Raw genomic sequence first — 19,021 nt, 5'->3', positions numbered from 1 at the left:
AGGAATAAAAACAATGAAAAAATCTATTTTGACCCTCTCAGTATTGGCTCTATGCGTGGCTGCTGGCTCTGCCATGGCCAAGGAGTACAAGGAGTTGCGCTTTGGTGTAGACCCTTCTTATGCACCCTTCGAATCCAAGGCAGCCGACGGTAGCCTGGTGGGCTTTGATATTGATCTGGGTAATGCGATTTGCGCTGAACTGAAGGTCAAGTGCAAATGGGTAGAAAGCGATTTCGACGGCATGATTCCCGGCCTTAGGGCCAATAAATTCGACGGCGTGATTTCTGCCATGACCGTGACTTCTTCGCGGGAAAAAGTCATCGATTTCTCCAACGAATTGTTCTCGGTGCCTACGTCCTTCGTCTTCAAGAAGGGCTCGGGCCTGAGCGAAGACATCACGACGCTGGCTGGCAAAACCGTAGGCTATGAACAAGGCACCACCGAGGAGGCCTACGCCAAGGCCGTGCTGAACAAGGCCGGGGTAAAAACCCAGGCCTACGCCAACCAGGATCAGGTTTATGCTGACCTGGTCACGGGTCGCCTCGATGCCTCGATTCAGAACATGCTGCAAGCTGAAATGGGCTTCCTGAAGTCCCCGCAAGGCGCCGACTTTGAAGTGAGCAAGCCAGTCCATCACGAGCTGCTGCCAGCAAAAACGGCGATCGGTCTGCTCAAAGGCAATGCCGAGCTAAAGACCCTGTTGGACAAAGGCATACAGGCGCTGCACGACGACGGCACCTACGCGGCCATCCAAAAGAAACACTTCGGTGATCAGAATATTTACAGCGGCAAATAACGACGCTGCGCCCATTCACGGATGGGCGTTTTCCTGATTGACGAAGGGCTTCCCCATGTTAGAAAACCTATTGCAGATGCTGGGGCTGTCGGGCTTCAGCCTCAAGGGCTTTGGCCCACTGTTGCTGCAAGGCACTTGGATGACGGTCAAGTTATCTTTCCTTTGCTTGCTGCTAAGCGTGGTCTTGGGCCTGATCGGTGCCAGTGCCAAGCTTTCAAAGTCGGCACTGTTGCGCGTCCCCGCGCAGGCCTACACCACGCTGATTCGTGGAGTGCCGGATCTGGTTCTGATGCTGCTGATCTTCTACAGCTTGCAAACCTGGCTCACCCAACTGACCTCAGCCTTAGGGTGGGATTATATCGAGATCAATCCATTCAGTGCCGGCGTGATCACCTTGGGCTTTATCTATGGTGCGTATTTCACCGAGACTTTCCGAGGCGCTATCCTCGCCGTGCCTCGTGGTCAGATGGAAGCGGCCACTGCTTACGGCCTTACCCGTGCGCAGCGTTTCCGCTTCGTACTGTTCCCGCAGATGATGCGTTTTGCCTTACCGGGTATCGGCAATAACTGGATGGTCATCCTCAAGGCCACCGCGCTGGTCTCGATCATTGGTCTGGCCGACCTGGTGAAAGTGGCTCAAGACGCCGGCAAGACCACCTATCAACTGTTCTTCTTCCTGGTGCTGGCGGCCTTGATCTATCTGGTCATCACCACTGCATCGAACTACGTCTTGCGCCGGCTGGAAATCCTCTATGCCGCAGGCACCCGGGAGGCCGTGCGATGATTGAACTTCTGCAGGAATACTGGAAGCCTTTCCTCTACAGCGATGGCTATCACATCACCGGGTTGGCAATGACCCTTTGGCTGCTGAGCGCCTCGCTTTTCCTAGGCTTTTTGATGGCACTCCCGCTGTCGATTGCCAGGGTCTCAAGCAACGTATGGGTGCGCTGGCCGGTACAGTTCTACACTTATCTGTTTCGCGGTACGCCGTTGTATATACAGCTGCTGATCTGCTACACAGGTATCTATAGCCTTGCAGCGGTGCGTTCGCAACCCATGCTCGACGCATTCTTCCGCGATGCAATCAACTGCACCATTCTTGCCTTCGCTTTGAGCACTTGCGCCTATACCACGGAAATCTTCGCCGGGGCGATCCGTAACATGAATCATGGTGAGGTCGAAGCTGCCAAGGCATTCGGACTGCGCGGCTGGAAGTTGTATACCTACATCATTATGCCATCAGCGCTGCGCCGATCGCTGCCGAACTACAGCAACGAAGTAATACTGATGCTGCACTCGACCACAGTCGCGTTCACCGCGACTGTGCCGGACATTCTCAAGGTTGCTCGGGATGCCAATTCGGCAACGTTCCTGACATTCCAATCGTTCGGTATCGCCGCCGCGATTTACCTCGCAGTCACTTTCTCTCTGGTTGGCCTGTTCCGTCTGGCTGAACGCCGTTGGCTGTCTTTCCTCGGCCCGGCTCATTAATTCAGGGTGTTTGAACATGTACAAATTGACCGTTGAAAACCTGCATAAAAGCTATGGCAGCCACGAAGTGCTCAAGGGCGTTTCGCTTAACGCCAAGACCGGCGATGTGATCAGCCTGATCGGCGCCAGTGGGTCGGGCAAGAGCACCTTCTTGCGTTGTATCAACTTTTTGGAAACGCCCAACGACGGCGCCATGGGCCTGGATAACCAGCCGATTCGCATGAGGCATGACCGCCATGGCATGCATGTGGCCGATGCAGATGAACTTCAGCGTCTGCGCACAAGGCTTGCGATGGTGTTTCAGCATTTCAATCTGTGGAGCCACATGACAGTGCTCGACAACATTACGATGGCCCCTCGCCGGGTACTGGGTGTTAGTAAAAAGGATGCGGAGGAGCGAGCCCGGCGTTACCTGGACAAGGTAGGTTTGCCGCTGCGTGTCGCCGATCAATACCCGGCCTTTCTCTCCGGTGGGCAGCAGCAGCGGGTTGCAATTGCCCGGGCTCTGGCTATGGAGCCGGAGATAATGTTGTTCGACGAGCCGACTTCGGCGCTGGATCCGGAGTTGGTGGGCGAGGTGCTTAAGGTTATCCAGGGTCTGGCCGAAGAAGGCCGAACCATGATCATGGTGACCCATGAGATGAGCTTCGCGCGCAAGGTGTCGAACCAGGTTTTGTTCCTCCATCAAGGGCTCGTGGAAGAGCAGGGTTTCCCTGAAGATGTCCTGGGCAACCCCCAAAGCGAGCGCCTTCAGCAGTTCCTCAGTGGCAACCTGAAGTAACCGGAATGCCTTCGAGCGACTGTTCGGTCGCTCAGATGCTCCTTCGCACGCGCTCTTCCCACTCGGTCGTGCGTTTGCGGTAGGAGGAGGCCGCTGTCCAGTTTGAGGAGGAGAGCGACGTGCCGAAGAAATCCAGGAGTTTTCCTTCGCGGGTCGATCAGCTCAGTGATTCTTCTGCGCCGCTCTATGCACAAGTCAAACAGATGATCACCCAATTGATCTTGAGCGGCACCTGGTCGGCTCACGAGCGTATACCTTCGGAAAGTGAACTGGCTCAGGAACTTGGATTGAGTCGCATGACCATAAGTCGCGCTCTTAGTGAGCTCACCGCCGAAGGTGTGTTAGTGCGCATGCAAGGAGTGGGCACGTTCGTAGCCGAACGCAAAGGTCAATCGGCTTTATTTGCCGTCAACAACATTGCTGATGAGATCAGCGAGCGTGACCATTACCACCACTGCAAGGTGATTCTCCTATGCGAGGAGGGGGCTAGCGCTGACCACGCCTTGTCGCTGGAGATGCGCGAAGGGCAGCGGGTGTTTCATTCTCTGATCGTGCACTACGAGAATAATGTGGCGGTGCAATTGGAGGATCGCTACGTGAACGCGGCAGTGGCTCCGGATTATCTGCGGCAGAATTTCGTGATGCAGACGCCCTATGCCTATCTTTCGAAGGTCGCTCCTCTGACTGAAGGTGAGCATGTGGTCGAGGCGATCCTGGCTGACGAGGAGGAGTGCAGGCTGTTGCAGATCGCGCGTCATGAGGCGTGCTTGTTGATTCGTCGGCGGACTTGGTCTGGCTATCAGTCTGTCACGTCTGCGCGCCTGATTCTGCCGGGTTCACGGCACCGTCTGGAGGGGCGATTCGGTGCATAACTTGGGGCTGCCCCTGTCGCGCTCAGCGGCCTCGCGCGTCAATTCCCTGCCATAACCTGCGACAGCGCAGGACTGTCGAATTGCTGAATCCCATTACTTCGCTGTCTTAACCACCTCTTCAAATAGCCTTGTCCTTCATCTGCAATAGGCACAACCCCGCAGGATGAACGGGTCGCAAAAGACAAATTACAGGTGAGTGAAATTTTTCTTGATTATGGTTGTATATACATGATTATATTTATGTGCGATCTGTAACGCTAAACCAATAAATAGGCTGAGAAAGTCATTTCGAGAGGATTACCGGTGAGCAAGCCATCCCATTTCCGTAATGTCGAAATCCGCGCCGCGCGTGGTAATAAGCTGACCGCCAAAAGCTGGCTGACTGAAGCTCCACTGCGCATGTTGATGAACAACCTCGACCCGGAAGTGGCCGAGAACCCAAAAGCACTGGTGGTTTACGGTGGCATCGGTCGTGCGGCGCGTAACTGGGAGTGCTACGACAAGATCGTCGAGAGCCTGACTAACCTGAACGATGACGAGACCCTGCTGGTGCAATCCGGCAAACCGGTCGGCGTGTTCAAGACCCACAACAACGCTCCGCGCGTGCTGATTGCCAACTCCAACCTAGTGCCGCACTGGGCGAGCTGGGAACACTTCAACGAACTCGACGCCAAGGGGCTGGCCATGTACGGCCAGATGACCGCCGGCAGCTGGATCTACATCGGCAGCCAAGGGATCGTCCAAGGCACCTACGAAACCTTCGTCGAAGCCGGTCGCCAGCACTACAACGATAACCTCAAAGGTCGTTGGGTTCTGACCGCAGGCCTCGGCGGTATGGGTGGTGCCCAGCCGCTAGCCGCGACCCTGGCCGGCGCTTGCTCGCTGAACATCGAGTGCCAGCAAGTCAGCATCGATTTCCGTCTGAACAGCCGTTATGTCGACGAGCAAGCCAAAGACCTCGACGACGCACTGGCGCGTATCGAGAAGTACACCAAGGAAGGCAAGGCGATTTCCATCGCCCTGCTTGGTAACGCGGCAGAGATTCTGCCGGAGTTGGTTAAGCGTGGTGTGCGCCCAGACATGGTCACCGACCAGACCAGCGCCCATGACCCACTCAACGGTTATTTGCCAGCCGGCTGGACTTGGGAAGAGTATCGTGCGCGCGCCAAGATCGAGCCTGCTGCCGTAGTCAAAGCCGCCAAGCAATCGATGGCCGTACACGTAAAAGCGATGCTCGACTTTCAGAAGCAAGGCATCCCGACCTTCGACTACGGCAACAACATCCGTCAGATGGCCCAAGAAGAAGGCGTGGAAAACGCTTTCGACTTCCCAGGCTTCGTCCCGGCCTACATCCGTCCGCTGTTCTGCCGTGGCATCGGCCCGTTCCGTTGGGCGGCACTGTCGGGCGATCCGCAAGACATCTACAAGACCGACGCCAAGGTCAAGGAACTGATCCCGGACGACGCGCACCTGCACAACTGGCTGGACATGGCGCGCGAGCGCATCAGCTTCCAGGGTCTGCCGGCGCGTATCTGCTGGGTCGGCCTGGGCCTGCGCGCCAAGCTGGGCCTGGCGTTCAACGAAATGGTGCGCAGCGGTGAGCTGTCGGCGCCGATCGTCATCGGTCGCGACCACCTGGACTCCGGTTCGGTGGCCAGCCCGAACCGCGAAACCGAATCGATGCAGGACGGTTCCGACGCGGTCTCCGACTGGCCGCTGCTCAACGCCCTGCTCAACACCGCGAGCGGCGCGACCTGGGTGTCCCTGCACCACGGCGGCGGCGTCGGAATGGGCTTCTCCCAGCACTCGGGCATGGTGATTGTCTGCGACGGTACCGACGAAGCGGCGGAGCGTATCGCTCGCGTATTACACAACGACCCGGCGACCGGCGTCATGCGTCATGCCGATGCCGGTTACCAGATCGCAATAGATTGCGCCAAAGAGCAAGGCTTAAACCTGCCAATGATCACCCCTGTTAAAGGAGCTAAAGCATGAACACACTCAACATTGTCCCAGGCCAACTGAGCCTTGCCCAACTGCGTGATGTCTACCAGCACGCGGTGAAAATTACCCTCGACAACAGCGCTTCGGCCCAGATTGAAGCCAGCGTTGCGTGCGTGGAGCAGATCCTCGCCGAGAACCGCACCGCCTACGGTATCAATACCGGTTTTGGCTTGCTGGCCTCGACCCGCATCGCCACCCACGATCTGGAAAACCTTCAGCGCTCGTTGGTTCTGTCTCACGCTGCCGGTGTTGGCGAGCCTATCAGCGATGCGCTAGTGCGACTGGTTATGGTGCTTAAGGTCAACAGCCTGAGCCGTGGCTTCTCAGGCATTCGCCGCGTTGTTATCGAAGCGCTGATCGCATTGATCAACGCCGAAGTTTATCCTCACATTCCGTTGAAAGGTTCGGTTGGCGCATCTGGCGACCTGGCACCTTTGGCGCACATGTCCCTAGTACTCCTAGGTGAAGGTAAAGCCCGCTATAAAGGCGAATGGCTAGAGGCGACCGAGGCGCTGAAAATCGCCGGTCTTACTCCACTGACACTGGCTGCCAAAGAAGGTCTGGCATTGCTCAACGGCACGCAGGTTTCTACCGCATATGCATTGCGTGGTTTGTTCGAGGGCGAAGATCTGTTCGCTGGCGCACTTGCCATTGGCGGTTTGACTGTTGAAGCAGTCCTGGGCTCGCGCTCGCCGTTCGACGCTCGCATTCATGCCGCTCGTGGACAAAAAGGCCAGATCGACACCGCTAGCGCTTACCGTGACTTGCTGGGCGAGCGCAGTGAGGTCTCTGACTCGCATCAGAACTGCGGCAAGGTACAGGATCCGTACTCCCTGCGTTGCCAGCCCCAAGTCATGGGCGCGTGTCTTACCCAGTTCCGTCAAGCCGCCGAAGTGTTGGTCGTCGAAGCTAACGCCGTCTCCGACAATCCGTTGGTATTCGCTGCCGAAGGCGATGTGATCTCCGGTGGTAACTTCCATGCCGAGCCTGTGGCCATGGCCGCTGACAACATGGCATTGGCCATCGCTGAAATCGGCTCCCTGAGCGAGCGTCGCATTTCGCTGATGATGGACAAACATATGTCGCAACTGCCACCGTTCCTGGTGGCTAATGGCGGCGTGAACTCCGGTTTCATGATCTCTCAAGTTACCGCAGCAGCGCTGGCCAGTGAGAACAAGGCACTGGCGCATCCGCATTCGGTAGATAGCTTGCCGACTTCCGCGAATCAGGAAGACCACGTGTCCATGGCTCCAGCAGCCGGCAAGCGGTTGTGGGAAATGGCTGAAAACACCCGTGGCGTGCTCGCTGTAGAGTGGCTAGCTGCCTGCCAAGGCCTAGACTTGCGCGAAGGTCTGAAGACTTCGGCGAAACTGGAGCTTGCCCGCACCAGTCTGCGCAGCAAAGTGGCCTACTACGAGAAAGATCGCTTCTTCGCGCCGGATATCAACGCGGCCAGTGAGCTGTTGGCTTCCCGTTGCTTGAACGAACTGGTGTTGCCGAAGTTGCTGCCTAGCTTGTAATCAGGAGGAGGGGCCTTTGGCCCCTGTCTCGGGTGAGATGAATTGATCGAGTAATCCCACACGTTAGCTAAAGTGTTTATGCAGTTTTTGCTCTACAGCTATTGGCGACAGGCAGTCGTTGTAGCTGTGGAGCTTTTTTGCGTTTATCGTAAATGAAAATTGACGACAGCAATGGCCTCAGATTTTGAGTCTCAGGGCGATGCCTATGATGGCCGTATTTTCGCTGAAGCGATGTTACAGAATCTCTAAATGCCCGCCCGTTCCACCGGCAAACTTTGCGTCGGAGTGTCCGGTAGCATAATCGGAGTTCTTAGCATTCTATTCATCTGCCTGCTTGCCAAGCCTCCATCCCAGGCAGCCCCAGAGCAATGCGCACGCTGTACCGACAACCGCAAGCAGGCGGCCACCTTGGCCCTACATATCAAGCGCATCTTTGCCCCCGCTAAATGGCATCGCCTGCGCGATAAGCGACGGTATCGATGACGCTTTTGGCCTTGTATTTACTCTCGGCGTCGATCGGCGCGAAGAGCATCTCCCGATCTGGACTGGCGAAGGCATTTTCGCCGCTTCGGCGCACGGCCATTAGGGTTGCGAGGATGATAAAACTTGGTGCCAGCGCGAGCCCAATCAAACCGATGCATCAGGCGCGGCACGATCACCATAGCATGCGCACCCCCAACCTCTCTGCCAAGCGGCCTGTCAGGAATAGCTGCGAGAGAATGGCGCCAGCCTGGACAATGAAGTCGATAATTCCTAATACGCGAATCTGAGCCAGACGATCAGGAAAAAGCTCGCCACCAAACGTACTTGTTCCAAGTAAAGAAATGTCGTGATAGTTGCGAGCAGCACCACAAAGCTGGATATACCCAGTGGGTAGGACGACTTCAGGAATCGCGTCAAGCCGCTGAATGGGTTGCCGGGGACAGGATGAACTGACTGTCCATCGAAGTGGCGCCGGGGGCGTCCTGCATCGCCGATCTCCAGACGTAGAAAATACGTGCCATCCACGAGCTTTCGCTTTGCACTTGGAAGAGTACGGCGAGAATCATCAGGTTCACGATGATGAACCCAAAGACCCAATCGACGAAGTGCAGGCGTGTCGCTCGGGAACTGAGCCAGGTAAACATGGGACTGCGGCGAGCATAACGAAGAAGGTCGCGGCGAACAGCCATTGAAAATTCTCCACCCCCCCGCTGTTATGCCTACGGATTCGCGGATCGGACGCAGCATGAAGTAGCCGGTGAACAAGCAAAAAAATAGCAGGAAGGCTGAAGTCGCGGGGAGCAACTCCTGAGATTCGGCGTTGATACCTTGGCTCAAACGAAGCCGCGGGAATGACGTGTTCATCCCAAATCATGATGGTTCAATTCATCAAGTGCATTCAGGCCTCAACTGTCTCTATGCGCCCCATTTACTGGCAAACGACTGCCTAGGCGATAGCGTGAGGATGGGTGTACTAATCGCACATAGGTGACAATTTTGCTCTGACTCCAGGTTCGGCGTATGAGCACGAGGCAAGGTTCATTAGCATCGATTTGCATGTGTTTGCTTTCTTCGTTGCTGGGGTGACAGGCTTCGACGATGTGTTCCATCTCGTCGGGCTTGATGACCCGCAACAGGTACTTGGCCGGTTGCAGGTGCTCGCCAAAGTCTTGCTTCAGAAATTCTGGCACCAGCTCGGGATTGACGTAACGATCCTCGAGTTGCACGGGCACGCCTTCTTCGCTGTGAACACAGACCAGATGAAAAACTGAAGAACCGGTGGTCAGTCCCAATGCGGACGCCACCGGCATTGAGGCCGATTCGCGCCCCAAGTGCAGGACGCGGCAGGTGTAACTGTGACCTCGGGCGAGGATTTCGTCTGCAATGTTGGTGATACGCAGCAGGTTTGATTGCGGTTTGCTTTCGGCTACGAACGTGCCAACGCCTGAAATCCTGACAAGATGACCTTCTTCGGTCAGTTCGCGTAAGGCCCGGTTGACGGTCATGCGCGAAATGCCCAGTTCTTGCACCAGTTGGTTTTCTGAAGAAATCAGGTCACCAGGTTTCCAAACGCCCGCGCGAAGTTGGTCTTGCACATAATCCTTTGCACGCCGGTAGAGCGCTTGTGGTGCATTTTTGATCATTAGTCAGTCCGTGTTTCTAGTGCGGCAAGGACGCTTGCCAGTGCTTGGAGGAAAAGGTCGTTATCCTCACAGCTTCCGACAGAGACGCGCAAGTACTCAGTGTATCCAACTTCGCGCCACGGTTTGATGATAACCCCTTCACGCAGCAGTGCTTGGTTGATTACTTCGGCCGGATAAGGCGTGCTAAAAAACAGGAAGTTGGCCAAGGACGGTGCGGTCGTAATGCCTTGCTCGTGCAGCGCCACTTCCAGACGCCGGCGTTCGCTGGCGACATGGGATAGGCAGGCGTTCAGATGACCATCATCTGCCAGCGCCGCAATCGCTGCAGCTTGTGCCACGCTGTTGACGTTGAACGGGGTGCGCAGGCGGTTAATCAGATCTGCCAGCAGTGGGTCGCTGACGATACCGTAGCCGATGCGCAAACCTGCCAGGGAATAAGCCTTGGAGAAAGTCCGCAGCAGGATAAACGGTTTGCCGCTGGCCTGAATCAAACCGAGGCAATCCGGGTACTCGGCCTCCCACTGCGCGTATTCGTAATAGGCCTCATCAAACACCAGCAGACACTTCGAGGGCAATGCGTCGAGCAGCTGCTGCAACTCGTCGGCACTTAAGGTGCAGCCGACCGGATTTGACGGGCATGAAAACATCAGCACATGGGTGTGGGGGGTGAGTGCAGCGATCATTGCCGCTACGTCGAAGGTGCCTCTGTCGGTCATGGGAACACCTACCACCCGGGCACCGGCTGCCATTGGGTATATGAAGTGCAACCCGAAAGATGGCACCACGGTAACTACTTCGTCATCGTGGTCTAAAAACACCCGGCTGATGACGCTCAGCAAATCTTCCGAGCCGTTGCCGAACACCAATTGATTCTCGGGTACGTCGAGCTTTTTCGAGAGTGCAGAGCGTAATGCCTGGCAGCCAGCATCGGGGTATAGCGCAATTTCGCTGCAAGCTCGAGCCGTTGCGGCGCTAACGGCGGGTGCTGTGCCCATCGGGTTTTCGTTGCTGCCTAATTTGGCGACGCGAGTCAGGCCGAAACGCTTGCGCACAGCATCCGAGGCGAGGCCGGCGTTGTAACTGGCCAATTCGCGCACTTCTGCGCGGGCAAGCAGGTTCAAGTCATTGGCATTCATACAGGGTTAACCTCATTAGTGTCTTGCTGGAAGGCATTACGATCTAGGCAGTTCTGCAGGAATTGCTGCAGACGCGGCTATTCGGCGTTATGGCTGATCTCGTACGGCTGGTAGTTGAATGGGTCTGAGCGGTATCAGAACATTCATGAGTAACATCCTTGGGGAGTAGGATGATTACGCAGCAGGCATCTGTATGTGCTTGTATATACCAGTAAGGCAAGATGCAGGCCAAAATGTCTGAGCTGCTCTTGATTCCGCAGTGCAGGCCTGTTTCTAGCGAAGTAGATCAAGCTGATGATCGCTGCTTTTTAGCCTTATGTAACCAATGGTTGCGCTAGGAGTGTTACCCATGATGCGTGGTGGGGGAAAACGAAACATTAAGTATCGGGCACCTAAGGTGTCCTAATCGCGAGAGGAGGGTGAGTCGCTCTACCTCAGGCTCATGACGCATTTTTTGATCGGGCGGCATGGTAAATGCTTAATCTTGTATATACAGGATTGGTGTTTCAGGCTAAAACATACACTTCACCCCTCCTGAACCTATTAAGCAACGAGTCGACATGATCTCAAGCAGCTGTTCGCTCCTGATCTATGTGTCCGGTGTCCGCGAGGGGGATCACATGCTCAAGCGTATGCATGACTCAATGGCCTACCGCTGAAGTCGAATCGATGATTCACAACCGGTGCTCGTTGATGGGCGCCTTCTTGAAATACCCAAGTGAGAACTGCCATGACCGTTAGCAATCTGCCCTTTTCCAAAGTCCGCCACAGCCAGGGCCTGGTTTTTTTGTCTGGCGAATTGCCGTTTGGTGAGGACGGTAGCTTTCCTGATGGTATCGAAGCGCAAACGCGTTTGACCTTGAGGCGTATTGCCCAGACGCTGGAAGCCGAATCGCTGTCGCTGGACGATGTTGTCAGCGTTACCGTATATCTGACCGACCGGAGTAATTTCGCCGAATTCAATCGGGCTTATGCATCATTCTTCACGACCAACCTGCCAGTGCGTGCGACCGTCTGCGCCGGCCTTGTGGTCGATGCATTGGTCGAGATCAGTGTCATCGCGCAACAGCGTGCTTGATTCGGAGGCAGCGTGAACGAAAAACAAGTGGTGGTACTGGGGGCCGGCATTGTCGGCGTATGCACGGCGTTGCATTTGCAACGCCGTGGCAGCGCGGTGACGTTGGTGGACAAAGGTTTGCCGGGGCGTGAAACGTCGTTCGGCAATGCAGGCATCATTCAGCGTGAGGCCATTGAGCCTTATGCGTTCCCGAGGGATCTTGCCAGCCTGATAAACGTGGCAGCCAAGCGCGACATTGGCGTCAACTACCATCTGCGCGCGATGCCTGAATATGTGCCTGCCTTGGTCAGGTATTGGGCCAACTCCGCGCCCAAGCATTATCAGGCCATTGCAGATGCCTTTCGCACGCTGATTGAGCACTCGATCAGCGAGCACTCGGAGTTGATTGAGCAAAGCGGTTCGCAAAACCTGATTGTGCGCAAAGGGTGGATCCAGGCTTTTCGTAGCCCGCAGCAGTTCGATGAGGCGGTGGAGCGTGCGGTACGCGTGAGTGCACATGGCGTGTTGTCCGAGCATCTGGACGGTGTCGCGCTCAGACTGGCGGAACCAGCGTTGAGCGATGCATTGGTAGGGGGCATTCATTGGCTGCAACCCTGGACGTGCATTGAGCCGGGTGAGTTGGTGCAGCGTTATGCCGATCTGTTCGTGCGTGAAGGTGGGGAAATTTTGCACGGTGATGCGCGATCGTTGCGTCAGTCGGGAGCTGGCTGGAGTGTCGCCACCGATTCTGGATCGGTCGGCGCGTCGCAGGTGGTCGTGGCGTTGGGCCCTTGGGCTCACGAACTGGTTGGCGAATTGGGCTACCGCATTCCGTTGTTCGTCAAGCGTGGTTACCACGCTCACTTTGCCGATGGCGCGACATTGAGCCGCCCGGTGCTGGATACCGAGCAGGGCTACATGTTGGCGCCGATGAAGCGCGGTGTTCGCCTGTCGACGGGGGCGGAGTTCGCCAGCCTAAGCGCGCCTCCAACACCGGTGCAGTTGGGCAAGGCCGAGCGGGCCGCACGGCAGGTATTAGCGTTAGGCCCCCAGGTAGAGCGCACGCCATGGAGCGGCGCCCGACCCTGCACGGTAGACATGAAGCCGGTGATCGGCGCGGCGCCCTTGCATAAAGGGCTCTGGTTCAATTTCGGTCATGCCCATCAGGGGTTTACCCTAGGCCCGGTCAGCGGTCGACTGCTCGCAGAATTGATAATGGGCGAGACGCCTGTGGTCGATCCGGCACCCTTTGCTCCAGGGCGTTTCTGAGCTGAGTAGCGGTGCATGAACCTTCTCGCCCATCTCCGTCGGAGTAACGGGCGAGAACCTGCCTGTCGGGAAAATAAACACTGATTTTTATCTACGGACGCTGCACGTGCAGATTTCGTGGCTGTCGTCGTGGGCGCTGTTCTGATTTCAGTCGGTATATCCGTTCCATCGACTCGCCCGAAATATTTATAAATACCCGCTGGAGAAGTCATGAACATCAAACAGAAGCTGACATGGGTATTTGCCGCTATCGCCTGCCTTCCGGTGATTCTGGTCGCGGTACTCGTCGTACTGAACTTGCGAAACGCGGCTCAAGCCAATTTCCTGGATAGCAGCGGCCGTGAAATTCGTCAGATCGACAACGGTATGAAGCAGTTCTTCGATAGCATCCGCCAAAACGTCGAATACCTTGCCAAGGATCCTCGGATCTCCACCGTCAAGGGATTGAAAAATTATACCTCTGCCAATGCTGAGCAAACGCTTGTGACCGAAGCCGATCAGCGGCTCCAGGCTATTTTCGATCGATTCGCCGAGACTCATCCGACCACTGCGTCTATTTCCCTGGGGCTCAACGACGGCGGTTTTGCCGGTTGGCCCGACGACCCGAAAATGGCCAGCTATGACCCCCGAGTGCGTCCTTGGTACAAGACCGCCATGGCGGCCACGCCTGGCACAACCGTGCGCACGGGCGCTTACTACTGGGCGCCGGATGACGTGGTGCTGGTTAGCACGGTTCGAGCTTTCGCCGACGCCAGCGGCAACCCGGCGGGTGTTGTCGGCGTGGATGTCTCGCTCAAGCAACTGACTGAACTGGTTAAAACCATCAAACTGGGCAACAGCGGTTACCTGATGATGGTCGAAGCCAATGGCAACGTTCTGGTCGATCCGGCGAATGCCAAAAACAGTTTCAAGCCCCTGGCCGATCTGGGCCCCAGCTATAGCGAGCTGGCAAAGAGTGGTGACGGCGTGACCCAGGTCGAGATCGATGGCGTGCCCTACATGGTCAATGTGGTCAGTTCCGAAAGCCTAGGCTGGCGCTTCATCGGGCTGATCAAGCGCGACGAAGTCATGGCTCAGGCCACCAGCCTGACAGGTTTAATTGCACTGATCGCCGCCGTGTTGGCAATCATCTTCGCCATCGTCGGCGCGAGCTTCGCCGGTGTGATCGTTAGACCGATTCGCGGCGTTGCCGATGGCCTGCAGGAAATCGCCGAAGGGGAGGGCGACCTGACCCGCGAACTGGAAGTGCGGGGCAAGGACGAAACCGCCACTTTGGCTGGTTGGTTCAACCAGTTCCTTGGCATGATTGCGCAACTGATGCGGCGCATCGGCAGCGCTTCCTCCGATTTGCAAGAGGTCGCTGCGGACACCAGTCAAGTGGCCAGTAACATGAACAACGCCGCAGTCCGCCAGCGCGAAGCAGTTGAGTTGGTGAGCACAGCTTTCAACGAGATGGTCGCTACCTCTAACGAAGTGGCCCGCTCTTGCAGTCATGCAGCTTCCAGCGCGGACGTCGGTTATCGAGAGGTGCACGACGGGCAACGGCACATTGGTGAGGCCACGGGCAGCGTTCTTAAATTGAGTGACGACCTGCAGCAGTCGGCAGGTACCATGCAGATGCTCGAGCAGGACAGTAAGAACATCAACACCATCCTCGACACCATTCGTTCGATCGCGGAACAGACCAATCTGTTGGCCCTCAATGCCGCCATTGAGGCGGCGCGCGCCGGCGACCAGGGCCGTGGATTTGCGGTGGTGGCCGACGAAGTACGCGCCTTGGCACGACGCACTGCAGACTCAACCGGCGAGATCGACAGCTTGCTCGGCAACTTCTCGCGGCGAACTAAGGAGGTTACCCAGCAGATGCAACGGAGCCTGGAGGTGTCGCAAACCAGCGTTGAATGTATCCAGCAGGCGCGCGACAGTTTTGACAAGATCCGCGACTCGGTGGACTCGATTCGCGACCAGAACGCGCAGATCGCCACGGCAGCAGAGGAGCAGCATCAGGTGGCCGAAGATATCAACCGACACATTGCACAAATCCATGCCGATGCCCAGTTGGTCGAAAGGTTTGCGCATTCGGCGCATACCGGATCGGATCGCTTGACGGGTATCTCTAATCAACTGAAGGGGCTGGTGGGGCGCTTCAAGTTCTAGCTTGTCTTAACTTGTGACGCTATCACGACAATTCATGCAGGCGTAAATGTAGGGCGCTAGGAGTACGCAGGGAAGTTGGATATGCTCAGGTAATTATTCTCGTCGCATGATTTGTCAGAGTCTCAATCGTTGTGTGCTAGTCGCCGTGATCAGATTGCCCTTGATTCAACTTTCCTGGCTCACCTTGACTCGTTAGTCGGCGGTATCTATGTGGAAATCAACTCTGGGCTGAAGTACGTCAACGAGCGTGCATGGTAAGCGGTCATAACGGCGTTTTCGATGAGCAGCTACGCCGTTGTAAATCTACTGAGCTACTCCAAGATGAGCGACAGGATCAGGCTTAACCAAGATGTGAAGAACTGACGGCGAAGACTACGAAGAAAGGGGGGTAACGTCTATCAGAGGTGCCAGGAACAGTTCAGTACGGGTTTTTGCTTACTCTTAAGGAGACAAAGCTACCTCGCAAGTCAACGATTTGATCTCTTCGATGGGCAAACAAAAACCGGTCATTGCCGGTTTTTGTTGTTTATGTCCAAGTCAATGCAGAGCGTTACAGAATGCGCGAATAGCGTCGCAAGCTTTGCGTAACGAGGTGTCGTCCAAAGCATAGGCAATGCGAATGTAGGGGCCAAGGCCGAATGCACTGCCATGAACTACCGCCACATCGGCTTCGTCTAACAGTGCGTGAGCGACATCCTCATCGGTATGCAACACACGACCACCTGGAGAGGTGCGGCCGATTAGCCCTGCACAGGAAGCGAACGCGTAGAACGCCCCGGCGGGACTAACGCATTTAAGACCTGGCGTGTCGTTCAATAGCGTCACCATCAAATCACGACGCTTCTGAAAAACAGCACGGCTTTCTTGGATGAAATCCTTCGGGCCTTCCAACGCGGCGAGTGCGGCCTGCTGCGAGATCGAGCTGGCCCCAGAGGTTTGTTGCCCCTGCAGCTTTTCCATCGCTTCCAACAACCAACGCGGCCCGGTGGCAAAACCGATGCGCCAGCCGGTCATAGCATACGCCTTGGAAACACCATTCATGGTCAAGGTTCGCGGCGCCAGTCTCGGTTCGACTTGAGCTAGGGTCAGGAATACTTGATCATCGAAGATCAGATGTTCGTAGATGTCATCAGCCAGAATCAGCACGTGGGGATGTGCCAGTAAGACGTCGGCCAGGGCTTGCAACTCATCCCGGCTGTACACCGCACCTGTCGGGTTAGACGGCGAATTGAGGATCAGCCATCGGGTCTGCGGGTTGATCGCTTCGGCCAGTGCGGCGGGCGTCAATTTGAAGCCAGTGTCGGCATCGCACGTCACGATCCGCGCTTCACCGCCGCACAGTTGAACCATTTCCGGGTAGCTGACCCAGTACGGTGCCGGCACGATGACCTGGTCACCTTCGTTGAGGGTCGCGGCCAAGGCGTTATAGATCACCTGCTTTCCACCGTTACAGACGAGGGTGTCTTGCCAAGTGACGTCCAGGCCGTTCTCGCGACGGAATTTAGCGGCTACCGCTTCTCGCAGTGAACGCGCGCCGGCGACTTGAGTGTAGCGAGTATGGCCGTTTTCAATAGCTTGAATCGCCGCTTCACGCACATGTTTGGGTGTATCAAAGTCAGGCTCGCCGGCGCAGAGTGAAATGATTTTTGCACCTTGCGCCCGGCGCTCAGCCACCCGATCGATGATTCTGTATGTTGCGGAAGGTTGTGCATCCGCCAGTCGCTGATTGAGCCGCTGGATATCGGCGGTCATGCGCGGTTTCTCCACTCAGTCAGGTTCATCAGTTCAAGAGTCGATCGGCCTTCGGTCAATGCCTGCATCATCTCAGCTTCCTTGCTAGCTCGGGCTTCCCCTTCAGCAAAGGTACGGGGCGCATCCGCAATGGGAATGATGATGACGCCATCATCGTCAGCTACCACCAGATCGCCCGGAGCCACCATGGCTCCGGCGAAATTGAAAGCTTGTCCGACAGATGGAGCGCTCGCCTTGACGGTGCCTTTGAGTGATATACCTCGGGCGAACACGGGAAACTGTCGCTTTTTCAAGGCCGCAATATCACGGACGCCACCATCAATTATCAAACCGACCACTCCAGCTGCCTCGGCTGCCACGGTGAGCACTTCGCCCCAGTAGCCGGCAATAAAATTACCGGTGCCGACGACCAGCACGCTGCCACGAGGTACGCGCTCCATCGCCAGGTGCAAAGAGAGATTGTCACCTGGTGAACACTCCAGCGGGAAGGCCGGTGCGGCGATAAAAGCACCGTCCCAGACTGGGCGAATTGCACTGTCCACCGCGCATGGGAGATGTGAGGCTTCATACAGTGTTGAGCTGCCCAACACTTTTGCCTGTTCGTGGAAATTCAAGGGGAGTGTGAGCGTAGTCATCAGATTTTCCTCTGCAGGCCGTGGTAGCCCAGCGCGTCGCGGGCTTCTTTAAGGGTTTTTCCTTGACCAATCATCGTGCGAATGTCGGCTTCAACAGCTTCGATTTGGCGGGCACAGTCGGCCACTTCAGCGGCCCGGTCGCGCGGCACTATCACCACGCCATTGGCGTCAGCAACAACAATGTCTCGGGCGCAGACCCGTGCAGTGCCAATCGACACCGGCTGGTTGACCGACTGAACCTGTACTCGGTCTTTACCTGTACGCATGAAACGGCCCTTGCTAAAAATCGGATAGCCGTCGCCCAGAGCTTTGTTAACGTCACGGCACACACCATCGATGACCGTGGCGGCGATTTTTCGGCTACCGGCGTACTGGGTCATGATGTCGCCCCAGACCGTGCAGTCAGTGCGGCCGCCATTGTCGATAACCACCACATCGCCCACGGCTACGTCTTCGATGAAGTCTCCTACGGTGCCGGGTGGCACGCTCGCCGAGACGTACTGCACGGTGAACGCTGGGCCGACGATGACCTTGCTGTAGTTGTCGAGCGGCGCTATGCCGAGGCATTGACCCGGCAGGCCAAGCTTGTCCAGGGCATCAGAGACGCCAGGCGTGTCGAGGCCCTCGAACAGGGCAACCAGTGCTTGATCATCGATGTTCATCAGGTGCGCTCCACGTGAATAGCTTCGAACTGGGTGTCATGCATGACTTCGGCCACCGAGCGTCCGCTGCGGACAGCTTCAACCATGCCGTCCTGGCGGCGGGAAATACGCTCGCCAAGATCCACAACCTTCTCAATGTAAGCCTGGGTCACGAACACGGTTCCGCATTGATCGGCGATGACGTAGTCGTCTTCACTGACCTTGACGCCGGCGATGTTGATCGTCACTGCAGAGTCGATCTGAACCACTCGGTTGCGCGCGCTGATCATGGTGACCCCACGGCCAAAAACCGGGTAGCCAATCGATTCGCTGCCTTCGATGTCACGACTGAAACCGTCGATGACCGTGCCGCGTACCTGTTTGCGCGCCGACGCGTTGGCGAGAATGTCGCCCCAACAGGATATGCCTTCGATACCACCAGCAATCACTAGCACACGATCGTCTGTGTCGATCTGTTCAACCACGGGTGTAATCAGGTGCACAGTGGGGGCGTTGTCAGATTTAGGTGCGAGCAGAACGGTACTGGCTCGACCGACGATTTTCGGGCAGTTCCACAGCGGGCGTAGCCCGACGGTGGCACCCGGCAGGCCGAGGAAGTCGAGCGCGTCGGACACCGTATTGGTATCTAGAGTTGCCAAGCGATCCAGCAAACTTTTATTGGTCATGGGGGAGCCCCTTTAGTGGCGGAGGCTTCCAGTGTCAGTTAGACAATTTGATAGGTATATTACTAATCACAGAAGTATCAGATACGTTAAACCTATGG

16 protein-coding genes and 2 pseudogenes are annotated in these 19,021 nt (G+C 56.4%); 11 read left to right on the top strand and 7 right to left on the bottom strand.

Translation table 11 applies throughout. The features are described from left to right. The first annotated feature begins 13 nt into the window (after window positions 1-13). The 7 genes from ABIE16_RS12555 (at window position 14) to hutH (ending at window position 7,464) form a co-directional block, all read left to right on the top strand. Window positions 14-796 (top strand): transporter substrate-binding domain-containing protein, encoded by a 783-nt coding sequence (locus ABIE16_RS12555; protein WP_429521433.1) that lies wholly within the window; start codon window positions 14-16, stop codon window positions 794-796. A gap of 55 nt (window positions 797-851) precedes the next feature. Further along, entirely contained in the window at window positions 852-1,580 is a 729-nt protein-coding gene (locus ABIE16_RS12550; RefSeq protein ID WP_429521310.1) for an ABC transporter permease, read from the top strand. Then, complete coding sequence (locus tag ABIE16_RS12545) at window positions 1,577-2,287, top strand: ABC transporter permease (RefSeq protein ID WP_429521309.1); 711 nt, start codon at window positions 1,577-1,579, stop codon at window positions 2,285-2,287. The genes ABIE16_RS12550 and ABIE16_RS12545 overlap by 4 nt, the downstream gene beginning before the upstream one ends. Before the next feature lie 16 nt (window positions 2,288-2,303). Beyond that, window positions 2,304-3,068, top strand: a complete 765-nt coding sequence (locus tag ABIE16_RS12540; RefSeq protein ID WP_429521308.1) for an ABC transporter ATP-binding protein — start codon at window positions 2,304-2,306, stop codon at window positions 3,066-3,068. 119 nt (window positions 3,069-3,187) lie between these two features. Then, on the top strand, window positions 3,188-3,940 hold the full coding sequence (hutC, locus tag ABIE16_RS12535; RefSeq protein WP_429521307.1) for a histidine utilization repressor: 753 nt from the start codon (window positions 3,188-3,190) through the stop codon (window positions 3,938-3,940). 303 nt (window positions 3,941-4,243) lie between these two features. Next, complete coding sequence (hutU, locus tag ABIE16_RS12530; RefSeq protein ID WP_429521306.1) at window positions 4,244-5,935, top strand: urocanate hydratase; 1,692 nt, start codon at window positions 4,244-4,246, stop codon at window positions 5,933-5,935. Then, window positions 5,932-7,464: a histidine ammonia-lyase gene (gene hutH / locus ABIE16_RS12525; protein ID WP_429521305.1), complete on the top strand. Its 1,533-nt coding sequence runs from the start codon at window positions 5,932-5,934 to the stop codon at window positions 7,462-7,464. Before hutU ends, hutH begins: the two co-directional genes overlap by 4 nt. A gap of 318 nt (window positions 7,465-7,782) precedes the next feature. On the opposite strand, the pseudogene ABIE16_RS12520 reads toward hutH, so the two are convergent. The 3 genes and pseudogenes from ABIE16_RS12520 to hisC form a co-directional block, all read right to left on the bottom strand. Further along, window positions 7,783-8,811 (bottom strand): annotated as a pseudogene (locus tag ABIE16_RS12520) (NTP/NDP exchange transporter). Between the two features lie 41 nt (window positions 8,812-8,852). Then, window positions 8,853-9,590 carry a histidine utilization repressor gene (hutC, locus tag ABIE16_RS12515; protein ID WP_149630893.1) on the bottom strand — a complete coding sequence of 246 codons (738 nt, stop codon included), beginning with the start codon at window positions 9,588-9,590 and terminating at the stop codon, window positions 8,853-8,855. After that, window positions 9,590-10,726: a histidinol-phosphate transaminase gene (hisC, locus tag ABIE16_RS12510; RefSeq protein WP_154859990.1), complete on the bottom strand. Its 1,137-nt coding sequence runs from the start codon at window positions 10,724-10,726 to the stop codon at window positions 9,590-9,592. The genes hutC (ABIE16_RS12515) and hisC overlap by 1 nt, the downstream gene beginning before the upstream one ends. A gap of 730 nt (window positions 10,727-11,456) precedes the next feature. Here hisC and ABIE16_RS12505 point away from each other — a divergent pair. The 4 genes and pseudogenes from ABIE16_RS12505 (at window position 11,457) to ABIE16_RS12490 (ending at window position 15,209) form a co-directional block, all read left to right on the top strand. Continuing rightward, complete coding sequence (locus tag ABIE16_RS12505) at window positions 11,457-11,804, top strand: RidA family protein (RefSeq protein ID WP_429521304.1); 348 nt, start codon at window positions 11,457-11,459, stop codon at window positions 11,802-11,804. A 12-nt stretch (window positions 11,805-11,816) separates the two neighbouring features. Further along, complete coding sequence (locus tag ABIE16_RS12500; RefSeq protein ID WP_429521303.1) at window positions 11,817-13,052, top strand: NAD(P)/FAD-dependent oxidoreductase; 1,236 nt, start codon at window positions 11,817-11,819, stop codon at window positions 13,050-13,052. 210 nt (window positions 13,053-13,262) lie between these two features. Beyond that, window positions 13,263-14,348: pseudogene (locus ABIE16_RS12495) on the top strand (cache domain-containing protein); the annotation flags it as partial. Window positions 14,349-14,354: 6 nt separating this feature from the next. Beyond that, entirely contained in the window at window positions 14,355-15,209 is an 855-nt protein-coding gene (locus tag ABIE16_RS12490) for a methyl-accepting chemotaxis protein (protein ID WP_429521432.1), read from the top strand. A 537-nt stretch (window positions 15,210-15,746) separates the two neighbouring features. Here the strand turns inward: ABIE16_RS12490 and ABIE16_RS12485 are convergent. From ABIE16_RS12485 to ABIE16_RS12470, 4 genes are read right to left on the bottom strand one after another with little or no spacing between them, the layout of a single operon-like run. Further along, entirely contained in the window at window positions 15,747-16,961 is a 1,215-nt protein-coding gene (locus ABIE16_RS12485) for a pyridoxal phosphate-dependent aminotransferase (protein WP_429521302.1), read from the bottom strand. Then, window positions 16,958-17,596: an RraA family protein gene (locus ABIE16_RS12480; protein ID WP_429521301.1), complete on the bottom strand. Its 639-nt coding sequence runs from the start codon at window positions 17,594-17,596 to the stop codon at window positions 16,958-16,960. The genes ABIE16_RS12485 and ABIE16_RS12480 overlap by 4 nt, the downstream gene beginning before the upstream one ends. Further along, entirely contained in the window at window positions 17,596-18,258 is a 663-nt protein-coding gene (locus tag ABIE16_RS12475; protein ID WP_429521300.1) for an RraA family protein, read from the bottom strand. Before ABIE16_RS12475 ends, ABIE16_RS12480 begins: the two co-directional genes overlap by 1 nt. Next, window positions 18,258-18,923, bottom strand: coding sequence for an RraA family protein (locus ABIE16_RS12470; RefSeq protein ID WP_429521299.1), 666 nt, complete (start codon window positions 18,921-18,923; stop codon window positions 18,258-18,260). The genes ABIE16_RS12475 and ABIE16_RS12470 overlap by 1 nt, the downstream gene beginning before the upstream one ends. Window positions 18,924-19,021 lie beyond the last annotated feature (98 nt).

This window comes from Pseudomonas sp. 2725 (assembly GCF_050434585.1).
Taxonomy (GTDB): Bacteria; Pseudomonadota; Gammaproteobacteria; order Pseudomonadales; family Pseudomonadaceae; genus Aquipseudomonas; species Aquipseudomonas jessenii.
The sequence above is the reverse complement of the archived record's forward strand: the minus strand, read 5'-3'. Positions and strand labels throughout refer to the sequence as shown.

What these genes read in the sequence shown, in the direction of transcription:
- ABIE16_RS12555 (WP_429521433.1), top strand. Translation starts at nt 14, where the DNA reads ATGAAAAAATCTATTTTGACCCTCTCAGTATTGGCTCTATGCGTGGCT.
- ABIE16_RS12550 (WP_429521310.1), top strand. Translation starts at nt 852, where the DNA reads ATGTTAGAAAACCTATTGCAGATGCTGGGGCTGTCGGGCTTCAGCCTC.
- ABIE16_RS12545 (WP_429521309.1), top strand. Translation starts at nt 1,577, where the DNA reads ATGATTGAACTTCTGCAGGAATACTGGAAGCCTTTCCTCTACAGCGAT.
- ABIE16_RS12540 (WP_429521308.1), top strand. Translation starts at nt 2,304, where the DNA reads ATGTACAAATTGACCGTTGAAAACCTGCATAAAAGCTATGGCAGCCAC.
- hutH (WP_429521305.1), top strand. Translation starts at nt 5,932, where the DNA reads ATGAACACACTCAACATTGTCCCAGGCCAACTGAGCCTTGCCCAACTG.
- hutC (WP_149630893.1), bottom strand. Translation starts at nt 9,590, where the DNA reads ATGATCAAAAATGCACCACAAGCGCTCTACCGGCGTGCAAAGGATTAT.
- hisC (WP_154859990.1), bottom strand. Translation starts at nt 10,726, where the DNA reads ATGAATGCCAATGACTTGAACCTGCTTGCCCGCGCAGAAGTGCGCGAA.
- ABIE16_RS12505 (WP_429521304.1), top strand. Translation starts at nt 11,457, where the DNA reads ATGACCGTTAGCAATCTGCCCTTTTCCAAAGTCCGCCACAGCCAGGGC.
- ABIE16_RS12490 (WP_429521432.1), top strand. Translation starts at nt 14,355, where the DNA reads ATGATTGCGCAACTGATGCGGCGCATCGGCAGCGCTTCCTCCGATTTG.
- ABIE16_RS12485 (WP_429521302.1), bottom strand. Translation starts at nt 16,961, where the DNA reads ATGACCGCCGATATCCAGCGGCTCAATCAGCGACTGGCGGATGCACAA.
- ABIE16_RS12480 (WP_429521301.1), bottom strand. Translation starts at nt 17,596, where the DNA reads ATGACTACGCTCACACTCCCCTTGAATTTCCACGAACAGGCAAAAGTG.
- ABIE16_RS12475 (WP_429521300.1), bottom strand. Translation starts at nt 18,258, where the DNA reads ATGAACATCGATGATCAAGCACTGGTTGCCCTGTTCGAGGGCCTCGAC.
- ABIE16_RS12470 (WP_429521299.1), bottom strand. Translation starts at nt 18,923, where the DNA reads ATGACCAATAAAAGTTTGCTGGATCGCTTGGCAACTCTAGATACCAAT.